General features: G+C 71.2%; 12 protein-coding genes. 8 read left to right on the top strand and 4 right to left on the bottom strand.

From position 1 onward, the window contains the following. Positions 1-5: 5 nt before the first annotated feature. The 6 genes from HHX40_RS20410 to pknB all read left to right on the top strand — a co-directional run bounded on the left by HHX40_RS20410 (position 6) and on the right by pknB (position 8,033). Complete coding sequence (locus tag HHX40_RS20410) at positions 6-470, top strand: FHA domain-containing protein FhaB (protein WP_150933738.1); 465 nt, start codon at positions 6-8, stop codon at positions 468-470. Then, positions 467-1,744, top strand: a complete 1,278-nt coding sequence (locus HHX40_RS20405) for a Stp1/IreP family PP2C-type Ser/Thr phosphatase (RefSeq protein WP_182881875.1) — start codon at positions 467-469, stop codon at positions 1,742-1,744. Before HHX40_RS20410 ends, HHX40_RS20405 begins: the two co-directional genes overlap by 4 nt. Positions 1,745-1,770: 26 nt before the next feature. Further along, complete coding sequence (locus HHX40_RS20400; RefSeq protein WP_182882026.1) at positions 1,771-3,114, top strand: FtsW/RodA/SpoVE family cell cycle protein; 1,344 nt, start codon at positions 1,771-1,773, stop codon at positions 3,112-3,114. After that, positions 3,111-4,568: a peptidoglycan D,D-transpeptidase FtsI family protein gene (locus HHX40_RS20395; RefSeq protein ID WP_182881874.1), complete on the top strand. Its 1,458-nt coding sequence runs from the start codon at positions 3,111-3,113 to the stop codon at positions 4,566-4,568. Before HHX40_RS20400 ends, HHX40_RS20395 begins: the two co-directional genes overlap by 4 nt. Then, complete coding sequence (locus tag HHX40_RS20390; protein ID WP_310738204.1) at positions 4,565-6,112, top strand: serine/threonine-protein kinase; 1,548 nt, start codon at positions 4,565-4,567, stop codon at positions 6,110-6,112. Before HHX40_RS20395 ends, HHX40_RS20390 begins: the two co-directional genes overlap by 4 nt. Positions 6,113-6,179: 67 nt before the next feature. After that, positions 6,180-8,033, top strand: coding sequence for a Stk1 family PASTA domain-containing Ser/Thr kinase (pknB, locus tag HHX40_RS20385; protein ID WP_182881873.1), 1,854 nt, complete (start codon positions 6,180-6,182; stop codon positions 8,031-8,033). Positions 8,034-8,295: 262 nt separating this feature from the next. Here the strand turns inward: pknB and HHX40_RS20380 are convergent, their stop codons facing one another. Next, positions 8,296-8,922: an anthranilate synthase component II gene (locus HHX40_RS20380; RefSeq protein ID WP_182881872.1), complete on the bottom strand. Its 627-nt coding sequence runs from the start codon at positions 8,920-8,922 to the stop codon at positions 8,296-8,298. Positions 8,923-9,102: 180 nt separating this feature from the next. Here HHX40_RS20380 and HHX40_RS20375 point away from each other — a divergent pair, with 180 nt between their 5' ends. After that, the gene (locus HHX40_RS20375) at positions 9,103-9,348 is read left to right on the top strand and encodes a cell division protein CrgA (protein ID WP_111697511.1); all 246 of its coding nucleotides are present in this window, start codon (positions 9,103-9,105) and stop codon (positions 9,346-9,348) included. A gap of 124 nt (positions 9,349-9,472) precedes the next feature. Here the strand turns inward: HHX40_RS20375 and HHX40_RS20370 are convergent, their stop codons facing one another. Continuing rightward, entirely contained in the window at positions 9,473-10,339 is an 867-nt protein-coding gene (locus HHX40_RS20370; RefSeq protein WP_182873098.1) for a rhomboid family intramembrane serine protease, read from the bottom strand. Between the two features lie 140 nt (positions 10,340-10,479). Continuing rightward, positions 10,480-11,010: a peptidylprolyl isomerase gene (locus tag HHX40_RS20365; RefSeq protein ID WP_111697509.1), complete on the bottom strand. Its 531-nt coding sequence runs from the start codon at positions 11,008-11,010 to the stop codon at positions 10,480-10,482. A gap of 153 nt (positions 11,011-11,163) precedes the next feature. Between HHX40_RS20365 and HHX40_RS20360 the strand changes: the two genes are divergently transcribed. Next, on the top strand, positions 11,164-11,655 hold the full coding sequence (locus HHX40_RS20360) for a hypothetical protein (RefSeq protein WP_182881871.1): 492 nt from the start codon (positions 11,164-11,166) through the stop codon (positions 11,653-11,655). 110 nt (positions 11,656-11,765) lie between these two features. Here the strand turns inward: HHX40_RS20360 and HHX40_RS20355 are convergent, their stop codons facing one another. Then, positions 11,766-14,093 carry a HelD family protein gene (locus HHX40_RS20355; protein WP_182881870.1) on the bottom strand — a complete coding sequence of 776 codons (2,328 nt, stop codon included), beginning with the start codon at positions 14,091-14,093 and terminating at the stop codon, positions 11,766-11,768. Positions 14,094-14,510: the final 417 nt, after the last annotated feature.

Genomic DNA, 14,510 nt, shown 5'->3' with positions numbered 1-14,510 from the left:
GGTCCATGTCCGAGCTAACGCTGCTGCTGATCCGGCTCGCCTTCCTGGCGGTGCTGTGGTTCTTCGTGATCGCCGCGGTCGGCGTCATCCGGACAGACCTGTTCGGTTCGCGCACGGCTCCCGCCCCCCCACGGAAACCGGCCAAGCAACCACGACCGGTGTCCAAGCCCAAAAAGGGCGAACCACGTCAGCTCATCGTCACCGGTGGCCCCCTGCAAGGGACCATCATCAACCTCACGGAGACGCCAATCACCATCGGCCGGGCGAACGACGCCACGCTGGTACTCAGCGACGACTACGCTTCGAGTCGGCACGCCCGGCTCTTTCCGCAGGACGGCCAGTGGATCGTGGAAGATCTCGGATCCACCAACGGCACGTACCTCGAACGTTCGAAAGTGACCCGCCCGACCCCGGTGCCCCTCGGAGTTCCGATCCGCATCGGCAAGACCGTCATCGAATTGCGCAAATGACCATCGCACTCCGCTACGCCGCTCGCTCGGACGTCGGGCTCCTCCGTGAAGGCAACGAGGACTCGGCGTACGCCAGCGGCCGCCTGCTGGCCGTCGCCGACGGCATGGGCGGGCATGCTCACGGCGAGGTGGCCAGCTCGGTCGCCATCGCCGCAATGTCGTCCCTCGACCGGGACGCCTCCGGCGGTGACCTGCTCGGCGCCATCGAGGCCGCGGTCCGGGACGCCAACCACCAGTTGCACGCGATGGTGGCCCGGGACCCGAGCCTCAAGGGCATGGGCACCACCCTCACCGCGATGCTCTGGAGCGGCCCGCGCTTCGCCCTGGTCCATGTGGGCGACTCCCGGGCCTATCTGCTCAGGAACGGCGAGCTGTACCAGATCACGCACGACCACACGCTGGTGCAGTCGCTGGTGGACGATGGGCGGATCACCCAGGAGGAGGCCGCCAACCATCCCCAGCGCTCGATCCTGCTGCGGGCGCTCGACGGCAGCGGCGAGGTCGATCCCGACCTGCAGGACCGGGAGGCCCAGGTGGGCGACCGGTACCTGCTGTGCTCGGACGGCCTGTCCACCGTGGTCAGCGCCGAGACCCTGCACCTCACCCTGACCACGATCGACGATCCCGAGGACGTCGTCCGGCAGCTCATCGACCTCGCCAACCGGGGCGGCGGGCCGGACAACATCACCTGCGTGGTCGCCGACGTGATCGAGGTGGACGACGTGCAGCCGCCGCCGCTGGCCGCGGCGGTCGTGGGCGCGGCCGGCTCCGGCCGGGGGCGTTCCACCGCGCCGCCCGACACGCCGGCGGGCCGGGCCGCCACGGTCACCGCGCCGCAGCCGGTGATCACCGACGACGACCTCGGCGACGAGCCCGTACGGGACCCTCAGTCGTCGGGGCGTCGCGCCCGGAAGCGCCGCTCGGGCCCGAAGGTCGCCGCCGGCGTGCTGGTCGTCGCCGTCGCGCTCGGGCTCGGCGGCTACTTCGGCTACGAGTGGACCCAGAGCCAGTTCTACATAGGCGCCAGCGGGGACAGGCTCGTCGTCTTCCAGGGCGTCGACGCGGAGGTCGGGCCGGTGTCCCTCAAGAAGGTCGCCTACACCGACGACATCCGCGTCTCGGCGCTGCCCGCGGTCCAGCAGGACCAGGTCCGCACCGGCATCCCGGTCGACGACCTCCAGACCGGGATAACCAGGATCAAGAACTTCGGCGCCTCGGCGACGTCCACGACGGACACCGGGGCGACACCGACCCCCACGAGGTCCGCTAAGTGACTGCTGTCGAAGCCACGCCCGTACCGATGACCGCGAAGCGGCGCGGCGCCCAGCTGGGCATGCTCGCCTTCGCCGTACTGATCGTGATGGGCGCGTACGCCAGCGTCGGGCTCGGGATCAACGGCAAGGTCCCGTCCGGCATGCTCGGCTACGGCCTCGGCCTCGGCGGTCTGATGCTCGCGGCCTACCTGGTGCTGGCCAAGTTCGCGCCGTGGGCCGATCCTCTGCTGCTTCCCCTCGTGACGCTGGTCAACGGCATCGGCCTGGTGATGATCTACCGGCTGGAGGAGGGCGGCATCAAGGACGCCTCGGCCTCCAACCAGCTCATGTGGACGGCGCTCGGTGTGGTGATGTTCTCCGCGACGCTGATCGTGTTGAGGGACCACCGCGCCTTGCAGCGCTTCACCTACACCGCCGGCTTCGCCGGGATCGTCCTGCTCATCCTGCCCGTGCTGCCGGTGGTCGGCTCCGAGCACTACGGGGCCCGGATCTGGATGAACCTCGGTCCGTTCTCCCTGCAGCCGGGCGAGTTCGCCAAGCTGGCCCTGGTCGTCTTCTTCGCCGGCTATCTCGTCGCCAAGCGCGACGTGCTGGCCCTGGCCGGTCGCAGGCTCCTGTTCATCGACCTGCCGCGCGCCCGCGACCTCGGCCCGGTGCTGATCACCTGGGGCGTCAGCATCGCGGTCCTCGTCGCCGAGAAGGACCTCGGCACCTCGCTGCTGCTGTTCGGCGCGTTCATCGCGATGCTCTACATCGCCACCCAGCGCACGTCCTGGGTGCTCATCGGCCTGCTGCTGTTCGTGGGCGGCGCCGTCCTCGCCGGGCAGGTCTTCAGCCACGTGCAGGCCCGCTTCGAGGGGTGGCTGCACGCCGACTCCGCGGCGGTCTACGACTCGGGCACGAGCTACCAGCTGATGCAGGGCCTGTTCTCGCTCGGCTCGGGCGGCATCCTCGGCACCGGGCTCGGCCAGGGCTACCCGGGCCTGACCCCGTTCTCGTTCTCCGACTTCATCTTCGACGCCGTGGGCGAGGAGCTGGGCCTCACCGGCCTGATGGCCATCCTCATGGTGTACGCGCTGATCGTCCAGCGGGGGCTGCGGACGGCGCTGGCGTCCCGCGACCCGTTCTCGAAGCTGCTCGGAGGCGGGCTGTCGTTCATCCTCGCCTGGCAGGTGTTCATCATCGTCGGCGGAGTGACCCGGCTGATCCCGCTGACCGGTCTCGTGACGCCGTTCATGTCCGCGGGAGGCTCGGCCCTGCTGGCCAACTGGATGCTCATCGCCCTGCTCGTACGCATGTCCGACGCGGCCCGCCGGCCGCCGCCACAGGCGATCCAGGACGAGGGAATGACCCAGGTGATGCAGCGATGAACAGCACGCTCAAGCGCGTCGCCGTGGCCTGCCTGCTCATGTTCGGCCTGCTCATGGCCAACGTGACCTATCTGGGCACGGTGCAGGCGGAGAGCCTGCGCAACGACTCTCGCAACGTCCGGATGCTCTACTCCAGGTACAAGGTCGACCGGGGCTGGATCACCGCCGACAACACCAAGACCACCCTGGCCAAGACCGTCGACACCGGCGACCCGAAGTTCCGGTTCGAGCGGGAGTATCCGCTGGGCAAGCCGTTCACGCACGTGGTCGGCTGGTTCGCGCCGGAGAGCGCCTCGGGCATCGAGAGCGCGATGAACCGCTACCTCGACGGCTCGCACCCCGACCTGGTGGTCCGCCGGGCCATCGACATGGTCAGCGGCAAGCCCGCCAAGGGCGCGAGCGTCGACCTCACGCTGAACACCAAGGCCCAGGAGATCGCGTACAAGGACCTGGCGAGCACGGGCAAGCGCGGCGCGGTCGTGGCGATCGAGCCCAAGACCGGCAAGATCCTGACGATGGTGTCGGTGCCGTCGTACGACCCGAACCCGCTGGCCACGGCCAGCAAGGACAAGGTCAACAAGGCGTACAACAAGCTCGACAAGGACGGCGACAAGCCGCTGCTGAACCGGGCGATCGACCTGACGTACGCCCCGGGGTCCACGTTCAAGACGGTGACCTCGGCGGCCTACCTCAGCGACGACTCCTCCCGGGACGAGAACACCCAGGTCGACGCGCCCGACTCGCTGCCGCTGCCGGGCACGAGCATCTCGCTGCCGAACTACCACGGGGAGTCCTGCGGCGGCCGGGCGACGCTGGTGGAGGCGCTCACCATCTCCTGCAACACGCCGTTCGCGAAGATGGGCATGGAGCTCGGCTACGACAAGCTCAAGGAGCAGGCCGAGAAGTTCGGCGTCGGCCAGCCGCTGGCGATCCCGCTGTCGGTCGCGGGCAGCAGCATCGGCAAGGAGGAGGGCAAGGCCGAGCTCGCCAAGACCGCGATCGGCCAGCAGAGCAACCAGATGACCCCGCTGCAGATGGCGATGGTCGCGGCCGGCATCGCCAACCAGGGCACGGTGATGAAGCCGTTCCTGGTCAACAAGGTCTTCGGGCCCGACGGCGCGGAGATCGACGGAACCGACCCCGAGCCGCTGAGCGAGGCCGTCACCCCGGAGGTCGCCGGAGAGCTGACCAAGATGATGATCAGCGTGGTCGAGAACGGCACGGGCGGCGCGGCCAAGCTCCCCGGCAAGACCGTGGCGGGCAAGACGGGCACGGCGGAGACCTCGCCGGGCAAGCCGTCGCACGCGTGGTTCATCTCCTTCGCCCCGGTCGACGACCCGCAGGTCGCCGTGGCGGTCTTCGTGGAGTCGGGCAGCGCGGGCAACGACGCCACCGGTGGCGCGGTGGCCGCGCCGATCGCGCACGACGTCATGCAGGCGGTGCTCGGACAGTGACCGAGACGGTGCTCGGCGGCCGGTACCGGCTGACCTCCCCCATCGCCGCGGGCGGGATGGGCGAGGTCTGGCGGGCAGACGACGAGTTGCTGGGCCGGGAGGTGGCGATCAAGCTGCTCGGCCGCCACGTGGCGGGCGACTCGACCTTCCGCGACCGGTTCCGCTCGGAGGCCCGGATCACCGCCGCCCTGACCGATCACGGCATCGCGCAGGTCTTCGACTACGGCGAGACCGACGACGTGGCCTACCTGGTGATGGAGCTGGTGAAGGGCGAGCCGCTGTCGGCGGTCCTCGCCCGCAACGGCGCGCTCGGGCCGGAGGTCACGCTCGACGTCGTCGAGCAGACGGCCCGGGGCCTGCACGCGGCCCACCGGGCCGGGGTGATCCACCGCGACGTCAAGCCCGGCAACCTGCTCGTCACCGAGGCCGGCCAGGTGAAGATCACCGACTTCGGCATCGCCCGCGCGCTGGAGGCCGCGCCGCTGACCGCGACCGGCCTCGTGCTCGGCACCGCCCAGTACGTGAGCCCGGAGCAGGCGTCCGGCGACACGCTCACCCCCGCGAGCGACATCTACTCCCTCGGAGTGGTGGCGTACGAGTGCCTGGCGGGCCGTCCGCCGTTCACGGCGGAGACCCCGGTGGCGCTCGCGCTGCGGCACCTCAACGACACGCCCCCGCCGCTGCCCGGCAACGTGCCCGCTCCGGTGGCGGCCCTGGTGATGTCCATGCTGGCCAAGGATCCCGCCGCGCGGCCGGAGACCGGGCAGCCGCTGATCGACCGGGTGCGCGGGCTGCGCGGGAACCTCGCGGGCACGGCCGCCTCGACGGCGGTGCTCGGCTCGCTCACCGACCCCCGCGGGTTCCCCGTCGCCGGAGGCCACACCATCGGAGGCGGCACCGCCGGAGACGCCGCCGGCGGGACTCGGCCCCTGGGAGCGGTGCCGGTCCCGCCCGCGCCCGGCCGGACGACGCCGCTGAACTCGCCGCTCAACCCGTCGCCGGGTCCCGCGACCCCGGTGTCCGCGCGGCCCACGAGCCCGGGCAGGGCGCCCGCCGCGGGCGTCCCCGGAGCCGGCGTCCGACAGCCGGCCGGAGCGGGCGGGCCCGCGGCGAGCGGGCGCAGGCGGCGCCCGGCGGCCCTGATCCTCGCCGCGGCCGGCTGCGCCGCCGCGGTCGGCATCGGGGTGCTGGCGTTCACCGCCGGACAGATCGGTGACGCGCCGCCGGACACGGGGGAGACCACCGTGCCCACGACCTCGTCGTCCACCTCGCCGACGCCGTCCGAGGCGCCGACGCGGGAGTCCAAACCGGCGGCGCCGCCGTCGCACCGGCCCACGGCCCGGAGGACGTCGGCTGAGCCGACCGCCGTTCCGTCGGCTACCGTAAGCAGGTCGGCACCATCCACCCGGACGCCCGAACCGGACCCGTCCCCGACCTCTTCCTCGACCTCGGAACCGACGTCCACCCCGGCCAAGGAAACCACCGAGACTCCGCGCCCCACGGAACCCCCGCCCGACACGAACCCTCCGGCTGAGGGGGAGTGATGAGGAAAAAGGTCGATGATGGACACCGGCGGCACCCCACGATGAACGGCAAGGGACTGTGCAGGAAATGACTCAGCCACGACTACTCGGCGGACGCTACGAGCTCGACGGCGTCGTGGGGCGTGGCGGCATGGCCGAGGTCTACCGCGCCCGGGACATCCGGCTGGACCGTGTCGTCGCCATCAAGACGCTCCGCTCCGACCTCGCAAGGGACCACACGTTCCAGGCGCGCTTCCGGCGTGAGGCGCAGTCGGCCGCCTCGCTCAACCACCCGTCCATCATCGCCGTGTACGACACCGGCGAGGACATGATGGACAACACGCCCGTGCCGTACATCGTCATGGAGTTCGTCGACGGGCGGACGCTGCGCGACGTGCTGCGCGCCGACCGGCGGCTGATGCCCGAGCGGGCCGCGGAGCTCGTCGACGGCATCCTGCGGGCGCTCGACTACAGCCACCGGGGCGGCATCGTCCACCGGGACATCAAACCGGCCAACATCATGTTGACGGTCAACGGCGAGGTCAAGGTCATGGACTTCGGCATCGCCCGGGCGATGGCCGACTCCGCGGCCACGATGACCCAGACCGCACAGGTGATCGGCACCGCGCAGTACCTCTCCCCCGAGCAGGCCCGCGGCGAGCGCGTCGACGCCCGCAGCGACATCTACTCGACCGGCTGCGTGCTGTACGAGCTGCTCACCGGCCAGCCGCCCTTCACCGGCGACTCCCCCGTCGCCATCGCCTACCAGCACGTGCGGGAGGACCCGATCCCGCCGTCGCGGATCGACCCCGAGATCCCCCAGTGGGCCGACGCGATCGTGCTGAAGGCCATGGCCAAGGACCCGGTCCACCGCTACCAGAGCGCCGCCGAGATGCGCGGCGACCTCCAGCGGGCCATGTCCGGCATGCCCGTCGACCCGCAGACGATGGCGATGGCCACCCAGCAGTACAACTCGTACGGCGCGCCGGACCGCACCCGGACGATGACCACGGCGGGCGGCGCCGCCACCCAGGGCACCCGCGCGATCCCCCAGTACGACTACGGCCCCGAGGAACGCGGCGGCCGCTACGACGGGCGGCGACGCGGGGGCGGCGGCAACACCGCGCTGAAGACGGCCGCGTGGATCCTGATCCCGCTCCTGGTGATCGGCGCGATGATCGGGGTCGGGTACGCCTTCCTCGGCGGCGGCGGCTCGTCCACGGCCGACAAGGTCGCCATCCCGCAGGTGACCAACCAAACGAAGGCCGCGGCCAAGCAGGCGCTGGAGGCGAAGGGCTTCAAGGTCGAGTTCGGGCCCGAGGAGTTCAACGCCGACGTGCCCAAGGGCTCCGTCATCAGCACCGAGCCCGCCGAGGGCGAGGAGGCCGACCCCGGCTCCACCGTCACCGTCATCGTGTCGAAGGGCGAGGAGAAGATCTCCATCCCCGACGTGACCGGTCTGGCGCCGGACGAGGCCCGGGCGAAGCTCGTGGAGATGGGTCTCAAGGCCAGCGTCGTGGCGAAGGCCTCCAGGCAGCCCCAGGGCAAGGTGTTCGACACCGACCCGAAGGCGGGCGAGGAGGTCGACAAGGGCTCCCTCGTCAAGCTCTACGTGCCCAAGGAGATGACGGAGGTGCCGAGCGTCGTCGGCCTCACGCTGGCGGACGCCAAGAAGGCGATCGAGGGCGCCGGCTTCAAGGTCAAGACGACGGAGCGGCCGAGCGACGTGGTGGCGCCGGGCAACGTGATCGACCAGTCGCCGCAGCCGGGGGCCAAGCTCAACCCCGGCACCACGATCACGCTGACGGTCTCCAGTGGGCCGGAGCAGACAGAGGAGCCGACCCAGCCGCCGGTCGACGACCTACCGACGGCCGAGCCGACCGACGACGGCGGCGGCGTCGACCTCGGGGACGGCGGCGACGACCCCTTCGGCAACGGCTGAGCAGCGCCACCGACCGAACCGACAACGCTGCGAGAGGACGGCGGCCACCGCACGGCGGTGGCCGCCGTCCGGCTTTCATGAACGGTTCACGTACGGCGCCGCACGCGGCGGGCATAGTGCGGCAGGCATGGCGCGGCGGGCAGACCGGGTGCGGCTGAGAGAGATAGGGCGGAAACGGCCCGCACACGCGAGAAGGGCTTCCGCCACTCGGGGGCAATGGCGGAAGCCCTCACTTTGGTCTTCGTAACAAGAGCGGAAAGCGTTACACGATCCGCGCGAGCCAGTTTCCGAGAAGCCGGTGGCCGTGTTCGGACACGACCGACTCGGGATGGAACTGGACGCCCTCGACGGGGGCAGCACGGTGACGCAGGCCCATGATGACGCCGTCAGGGGTGGTGGCGGTGACCTCCAGCGCGTCCGGCACGGTCCGCGGGACCACGGCGAGCGAGTGGTAACGCGTCATCGTGACCGGCGAGGGGATCTCCGCGAAGACCCCCCGCCCGTCGTGCCGGATCGGGCTGGTCCTGCCGTGCATCAACTCGGGGGCGCGACTCACCACCGCGCCGTACGCGACGGCGATGGCCTGGTGCCCGAGGCAGACCCCCAGCAGCGGCAGGCCGCGCCCGGCGCAGTGCCGTACGAGGGGGACGGACACGCCGGCCTCCTCGGGCGTGCCGGGGCCGGGCGAGACGAGCACGCCGTCGAATCCGTCGGCGTCGCCCACCGTGACCCGGTCGCGCGGCCGCACGTCGCAGTCCGCGCCGAGACCCCGCAGGTACTGCACGATCGTGTGGACGAAGCTGTCGTGGTTGTCCACGACCAGCACCCTCGGCGGCGCGCCGTGCGGTGCCGTCCGCTGTGTCTCCCGCTCTGTCTCCGGCTGCGTCATCGGCTCGTTCGGCGTTCTCGGGTGTGGAGAAATCGGACTTTCAGCCTAAGGCAATGCCGTACGGGGATCGCCCCGGCGGGCCCGCGCCGACTATCCTTGCTCGGGACTTCGCCGCCATGGCGACTACGCTATTGACACCAGCCCGCACGACCGCGCGGGTACCCACCAGGAGACGCTCCCGTGCCCAAGTCGAAGATTCGCAAGAAGCCCGTCTACACGCCGCCGCAGAAGACGCAGACGGTGAAGGTCAGCCCCCGCTGGCTCGCCCCTCTGATGGTGGCCTGCTGGATCGTCGGCATCGTCTGGATCGCGGTCTACTACATCGCGCCGAACGTTCCCGGTATCTCCGCGCTGGCCAACTGGAACCTGCTGATCGGGTTCGGGCTCATCATCGTGGGTGTCGTGCTGTCCACCAAGTGGCGTTAGCCGTTTGAGATTTTTTCCACAGTCTTTGTCCACAGGCTGTGGGTAAAGTGCGACGCGCGGTCGATCCGCCGGGCCCGCTCCCGTACGGCGAGGCCCGGCCGACCAGGTCAGACGCGCGACGCGCTCAGGTGCGGATGCCCACGGGAGGATATCCGTACGGCGGAAGCGCGGTGACGAGCAGGACCAGCGCCACCAGCACGACCGCCGCGACGCCGACCTGGACGAGCACGCGGTTGCCGCGGGGCGCGTAGGCGAAGCCCGCCGCGACCAGGGTGCCGGTCAGCAGCCCGCCGAGGTGCCCCTGCCAGCTGATGCCGGGCACGACGAACGTGAGCACCACGTTGATCCCGATCAGCCACAGGACGCCCCGGGCGTCGTACCCGAGTTTGCGGGAGACCACGAACAACGCGCCGAACAGGCCGTAGATGGCTCCGGACGCGCCGACCGCCACGGTGCCGAACAGGTAGATGGCGACCGAGCCGCCGAGCGCCGACAGCAGGTAGAGCGCCGCGAACCGGGCCGAGCCGAGCCTGCGCTCCAGTTCGGGCCCGATGACGTACAGCGCCCACATGTTGAACAGGATGTGCCAGAACGACGGCGGCGGCGAGTGCAGGAAGGCGCCGGTGATCAGGCGCCACCACTCGCCCAGGTGGACGCCCAGCGAGTACATGGCGAACCGCTGGATGACCTCGTTCTGGTTCACGACCTCGGCCGCGTACGCGAGCACGTTGAGGGCGAGCAGCGCCCAGGTGACGCGGGGCGCGGCGACGACCGCGCCGCCGAAGGTCGTGCGGGCCTGCCGGACCTCCCGGTTGCCCTCCTGGACGCATTCGGGGCACTGGTGGCCGACCGCCGCCTCACGCATGCAGTCGGGGCAGATCGGGCGCGCACAGCGCTGGCAGCGGACGTAGGTCTCGCGCTCGGGGTGCCGGTAGCAGGTGGGTACGGCGTGCGCCCCCGGCTGCGGGGGCGGCGGAGGCTGGGAGGTCATGGAATCCTTCCTGGGGCGGGTCCCGGTGCGGGCACATCCACGACAGCCAGCCTATAAGCCGGAAACGCCCCGGCCGCGCGCGTTCGCGCGGCCGGGGCGCCGTGATCGCCGGACGCTGTGCGCCGTGATCGCCGGAAGCGTCAGGACCGCTCGATGGTGACCTCTTCGAGGACCACGTCGTTGACGGGCCGGTCGCCCCGGGCGGTGGGGGTCTTGGCGATCGCGTCGACGACCTCGGTGCCCTCGATCACCTCGCCGAAGATCGTGTGGCCCTGGTTGAGGTGCGGCGTCGGCGAGACGGTGATGAAGAACTGGGACCCGTTGGTGCCCTTGCCGAACCGCTTGCCGGCGTTCGCCATGGCGAGCAGGTAGGGCCGGTTGAACTGGTTCTCCGGGTGGATCTCGTCGTCGAAGCTGTATCCCGGGCCGCCGACGCCCTGCCCGAGCGGGTCGCCGCCCTGGATCATGAAGCCATTGATCACCCGGTGGAAGATGGTGCCGTCGTACAGCTTGGCGGTCGTCTTCTCGCCGGTCTCGGGGTGGGTCCACTCACGGGTGCCCTCCGCGAGTTCGACGAAGTTGCGCACCGTCTTCGGCGCCTTGTTGGGGAAGAGCCGGACCCGGATCGTGCCGTGGTTCGTGCGCAGGTTCGCGATGAGGTTGTCAGCCACGAGGGCCGCCCCCTTAGGTTGCTCGTGTTAGTTGTCCGGATCACAGGGTATCGAGCATGCCTTCAAGCACCGCCCGTGATTGAGCCCCGACCATCCGGGAAGGGGACGGTCCGGGGCCCCTGTCGATTGGGGAGGTTGATCGTGTCCCTGACAATGAACAGAAAGCGCCGTGCCGAAGTGATCATCCCGCAGACGTGGCTGAGCAGGGTGAGAGATCAGGCGATGAAGGCCGGCGGGCGGGTGAGTCCGATGGCGGAGAACGCCAGAGACCTCGCCACGCACCGGATCGAGGACGCCAGAGTCTGGGCGGCGCCGAAGCTCGACCAGGCGGCGCAGTCGGTCGAGGAGCAGATCGCTCCGATCGTCAGCGCGTTCCTGAGCGAGTTGGCCCGCCGGATCGAGGTGTCGACCGTCACCCGGCGCACCCGGCGGCGCTGGCCCGTCGTCGCGCTGCTCAGCGGTGTCGCGATCGGCGCGGCCGGAGTGGCGATGTACCGCAACAACGCCCAGAAGTGGGCCGACACGATGCGGGACAGTGTGCGGCACACGGGTGCCGACGCCGGCAGGTGGGTGGGAGACAAGGCCGAGGAGGTCGGAGAGAAGGCCGACAAGGCCGCCGACGAGATCTCGGGGAAGATGTCCTGAAACCGGTGGCCGCGCTGTGCGCGGCACACCTGCGCTGATACGGCCGGCGTCCTCCACGCCGGCCGTTCGCGTGTCCGGAGCCCCGCGGGCTCCGCCCGGCCGCCGCTACGTCACCGGCGGCCCGGGTCCTCCAGCGGCGCGGCGTTCTCAGGCTGCTCGGCGGGTTCCAGGCGGTGCAGCATGGCGGGCAGCGCGTCCTCGTGGACCACGGTCAGCCGCCGCGTCGCCCGCGTGGTCGCGACGTACAGATCCTGGCCTCCCTTGGGGGACTGACGCAGGATGCCCTCGGGGTCGACCACGACCACGGCGTCGAACTCCAGGCCTTTGGAGCCGCGCACGGTCAGGACGGCCACCCTGCTGTCCAGCGGATCGACGGCCTCGGGAAACAGCGCGCCGATCTCGGCGTGCCGGGCGTCCGGCGTGATGACGCCCACCCGTCCCTCCCCGATCTCACCCCCCTTCCCGATCTCACGCAGTTCCGCGTCCACCAGCCGCCGCAGATCTGTCCCGGCGGCCGGTACGGCGCGGGGGCGGGCGCCGCCGTGCCTGACCGACTCGGGCGGCGCCTGCCCGGGCTCCACCGCCCGCAGCACGTCCGCGGCCACCTCCATGATCTCCGCCGGGGTGCGGTAGTTGACCACCAGGCGCTCCTCCCGCCAGCGCCCCTTCACGTACGGGTCGAGCATCTCGCCCCAGGACCGGGCGCCGGCGGCCGCGCCGGTCTGCGCGATGTCGCCCACGACCGTCAGGGAGCGGGCCGGGACCCGCCGCATCACCGTCCGCCACGCCATCGCCGACAGCTCCTGCGCCTCGTCCACGATCACGTGTCCGTACGCCCAGGTGCGGTCGCGTGCGGCCCGGTCCGCGGTCGTGACGTACGGCCCGTCGTCCCGGTTGCGGCCGGCCAGCGAGGCCGCGTCCAGCACCGAGGCGGCGTCGGTGATCGTGAGGACCTCCCTGGCGTACAGCTCCTCCTCGCGCCGCTCCTCCTCCGCGCGGCGCCGTCTCGCCTCCGCCCCGTGGTCGTGCTCGCCGAGCAGTTCGGCGGCCTCGTCGAGCAGCGGCACGTCGCCGATGGTCCAGGGCGCCTCCCGTGGCCGCAGCAGCACCGCGCGCTCGTCCTCCGTCAGGTGCGGCCCGGCGGCGGCGCGCAGCCGCTCCTCGTCGGACAGAAGCTCGCGTACGAGCCGCTCCGGGCTGATCTCCGGCCACAGGGCGTCGAGCGCGTCACGCACCGGCCGGTGCTCCCACAGGGCCGTGGCGGCGTACCGGAGGTCGCCGTCCTCCAAGGGCCGGTCGAGCCGCTCGGCCTCGTCGCGCGCCAGCGCCGGCAGGATCCGGCGGACGAAGGCCCAGCGGGCGATGTTGTGCGGCCGCCGCAGGCCGCGGGCGTGGTCCCGGGCTCGCAGGCAGGTGGCGTGGTCCACCCGCAGCGTCATCTCCTCGACCACCACCTCCACGCCGCCGCGCAGGGAGGTGCGGACGGGGATCCGCACCTCCAGGTCGCCCTCCGGCACCCGCTCCCGGTCCCGTACGGCCTCCTTTATCACCCGGACCATGCGCGGGTCGCCCTTCACGACGGCGGCGGCGGGCGCGTCCTCGGCCTCGGCCCGCACGCCGGGGTGGAGCCCGCCCAGGCTGGTGAGCACCACCTGGGTCTCGCCCAGCGCCGGGAGCACCTGGCTGATGTACCGGGAGAAGGTCGCGTTGGGCGCGACGACGAGGATGCCGCGCCGTTCCAGCGTGTCGCGGTGCGTGTAGAGCAGGTACGCCGCGCGGTGCAGCGCGGCGACGGTCTTGCCGGTGCCCGGCCCGCCCTGCACGACCAGCGCCCCGGCCAGGCCCGAGCGGATCACCCGGTCCTGCTCCCGCTGGATCGTCGCCACGACCTCGCCCATGCGTCCGGTGCGCCCCCGCCGCAACGCCGCGAGCAGGGCCGCCTCGCCGACGAGCGTACGGCGGTCGGCGTCGGCCATCCGGTCGAGGTCGAAGACCTCGTCGTCGATCCCGACGACCCTGCGGTCCCGGATGTGGAGGTGACGGCGGCGTACGAGACCCTCGGGGTCGCCTGGGGTGGCGACGTAGAAGGGGCGTGCGGCCGGTGCCCGCCAGTCCACCAGCACGGACGTGTGGTCGTCGTCGCGGAGCCCGACACGTCCGATGTAGAGGGTGCGGCCATCGCCGTCGTCGACGCGGCCGAAGCAGAGGCCGCGTTCGACGGCCGACAACCGCGCGAGGCGGTCGGCGTGCTCGGCCGCCGTCACCTCCCGCTCCACGAGCGCCTGCCTGGTGCCCGAGGCGCCCCGGGCCAGAACGTCGCGCATCCCGCGGCCGGCCCGGTCGCGGGCGACGTCGAGACGTTCGTACAGCATGGAGACGTACTCCTGTTCACGCCGCAGGGCCTCGGCGCGAGCGGCGTCCGGTTGACGATCACTCATTCCTGTGATAAACTCCTTACGAGCAGATCTGTTTCTCAGATATTTTCGAACCTCTCACTATAGGCCATGTCCGGCCGTTTCCCCGCCTGCCTTCCGGCTCTTTTCCGCTTCTTCTCGGGCACCCCTGATGCCGCAGTCGATCTGTGTGACGGATGTGAGTGAGACCGCGCCTCTTCTGGGTAGCCGTTCTCGCGGCGGAGCAGCCGCCCGCGTCCCGTTCCGGATTCGTGCGGGCGCCCGGTGAACCACCGCGCACCGCGGGACGTCTTGGAAACAAGGAGGCCCGGATGGACGTCCTCGACAGCCTCGTGGACGAGGAGCTCCGGCTGGAGTTCGTCCTCATCGAGGCGCTGCACCAGGAGGCGGAACGGCTGGCCGCCCCAGCCGTACGCTGAGATCGCGCGCCCGCCGTCCCAT

The organism is Microbispora sp. H10949 (assembly GCF_014161435.1).
GTDB lineage: Bacteria > Actinomycetota > Actinomycetes > Streptosporangiales > Streptosporangiaceae > Microbispora > Microbispora triticiradicis.
This window is presented reverse-complemented; position numbering and strand designations above follow the sequence as displayed.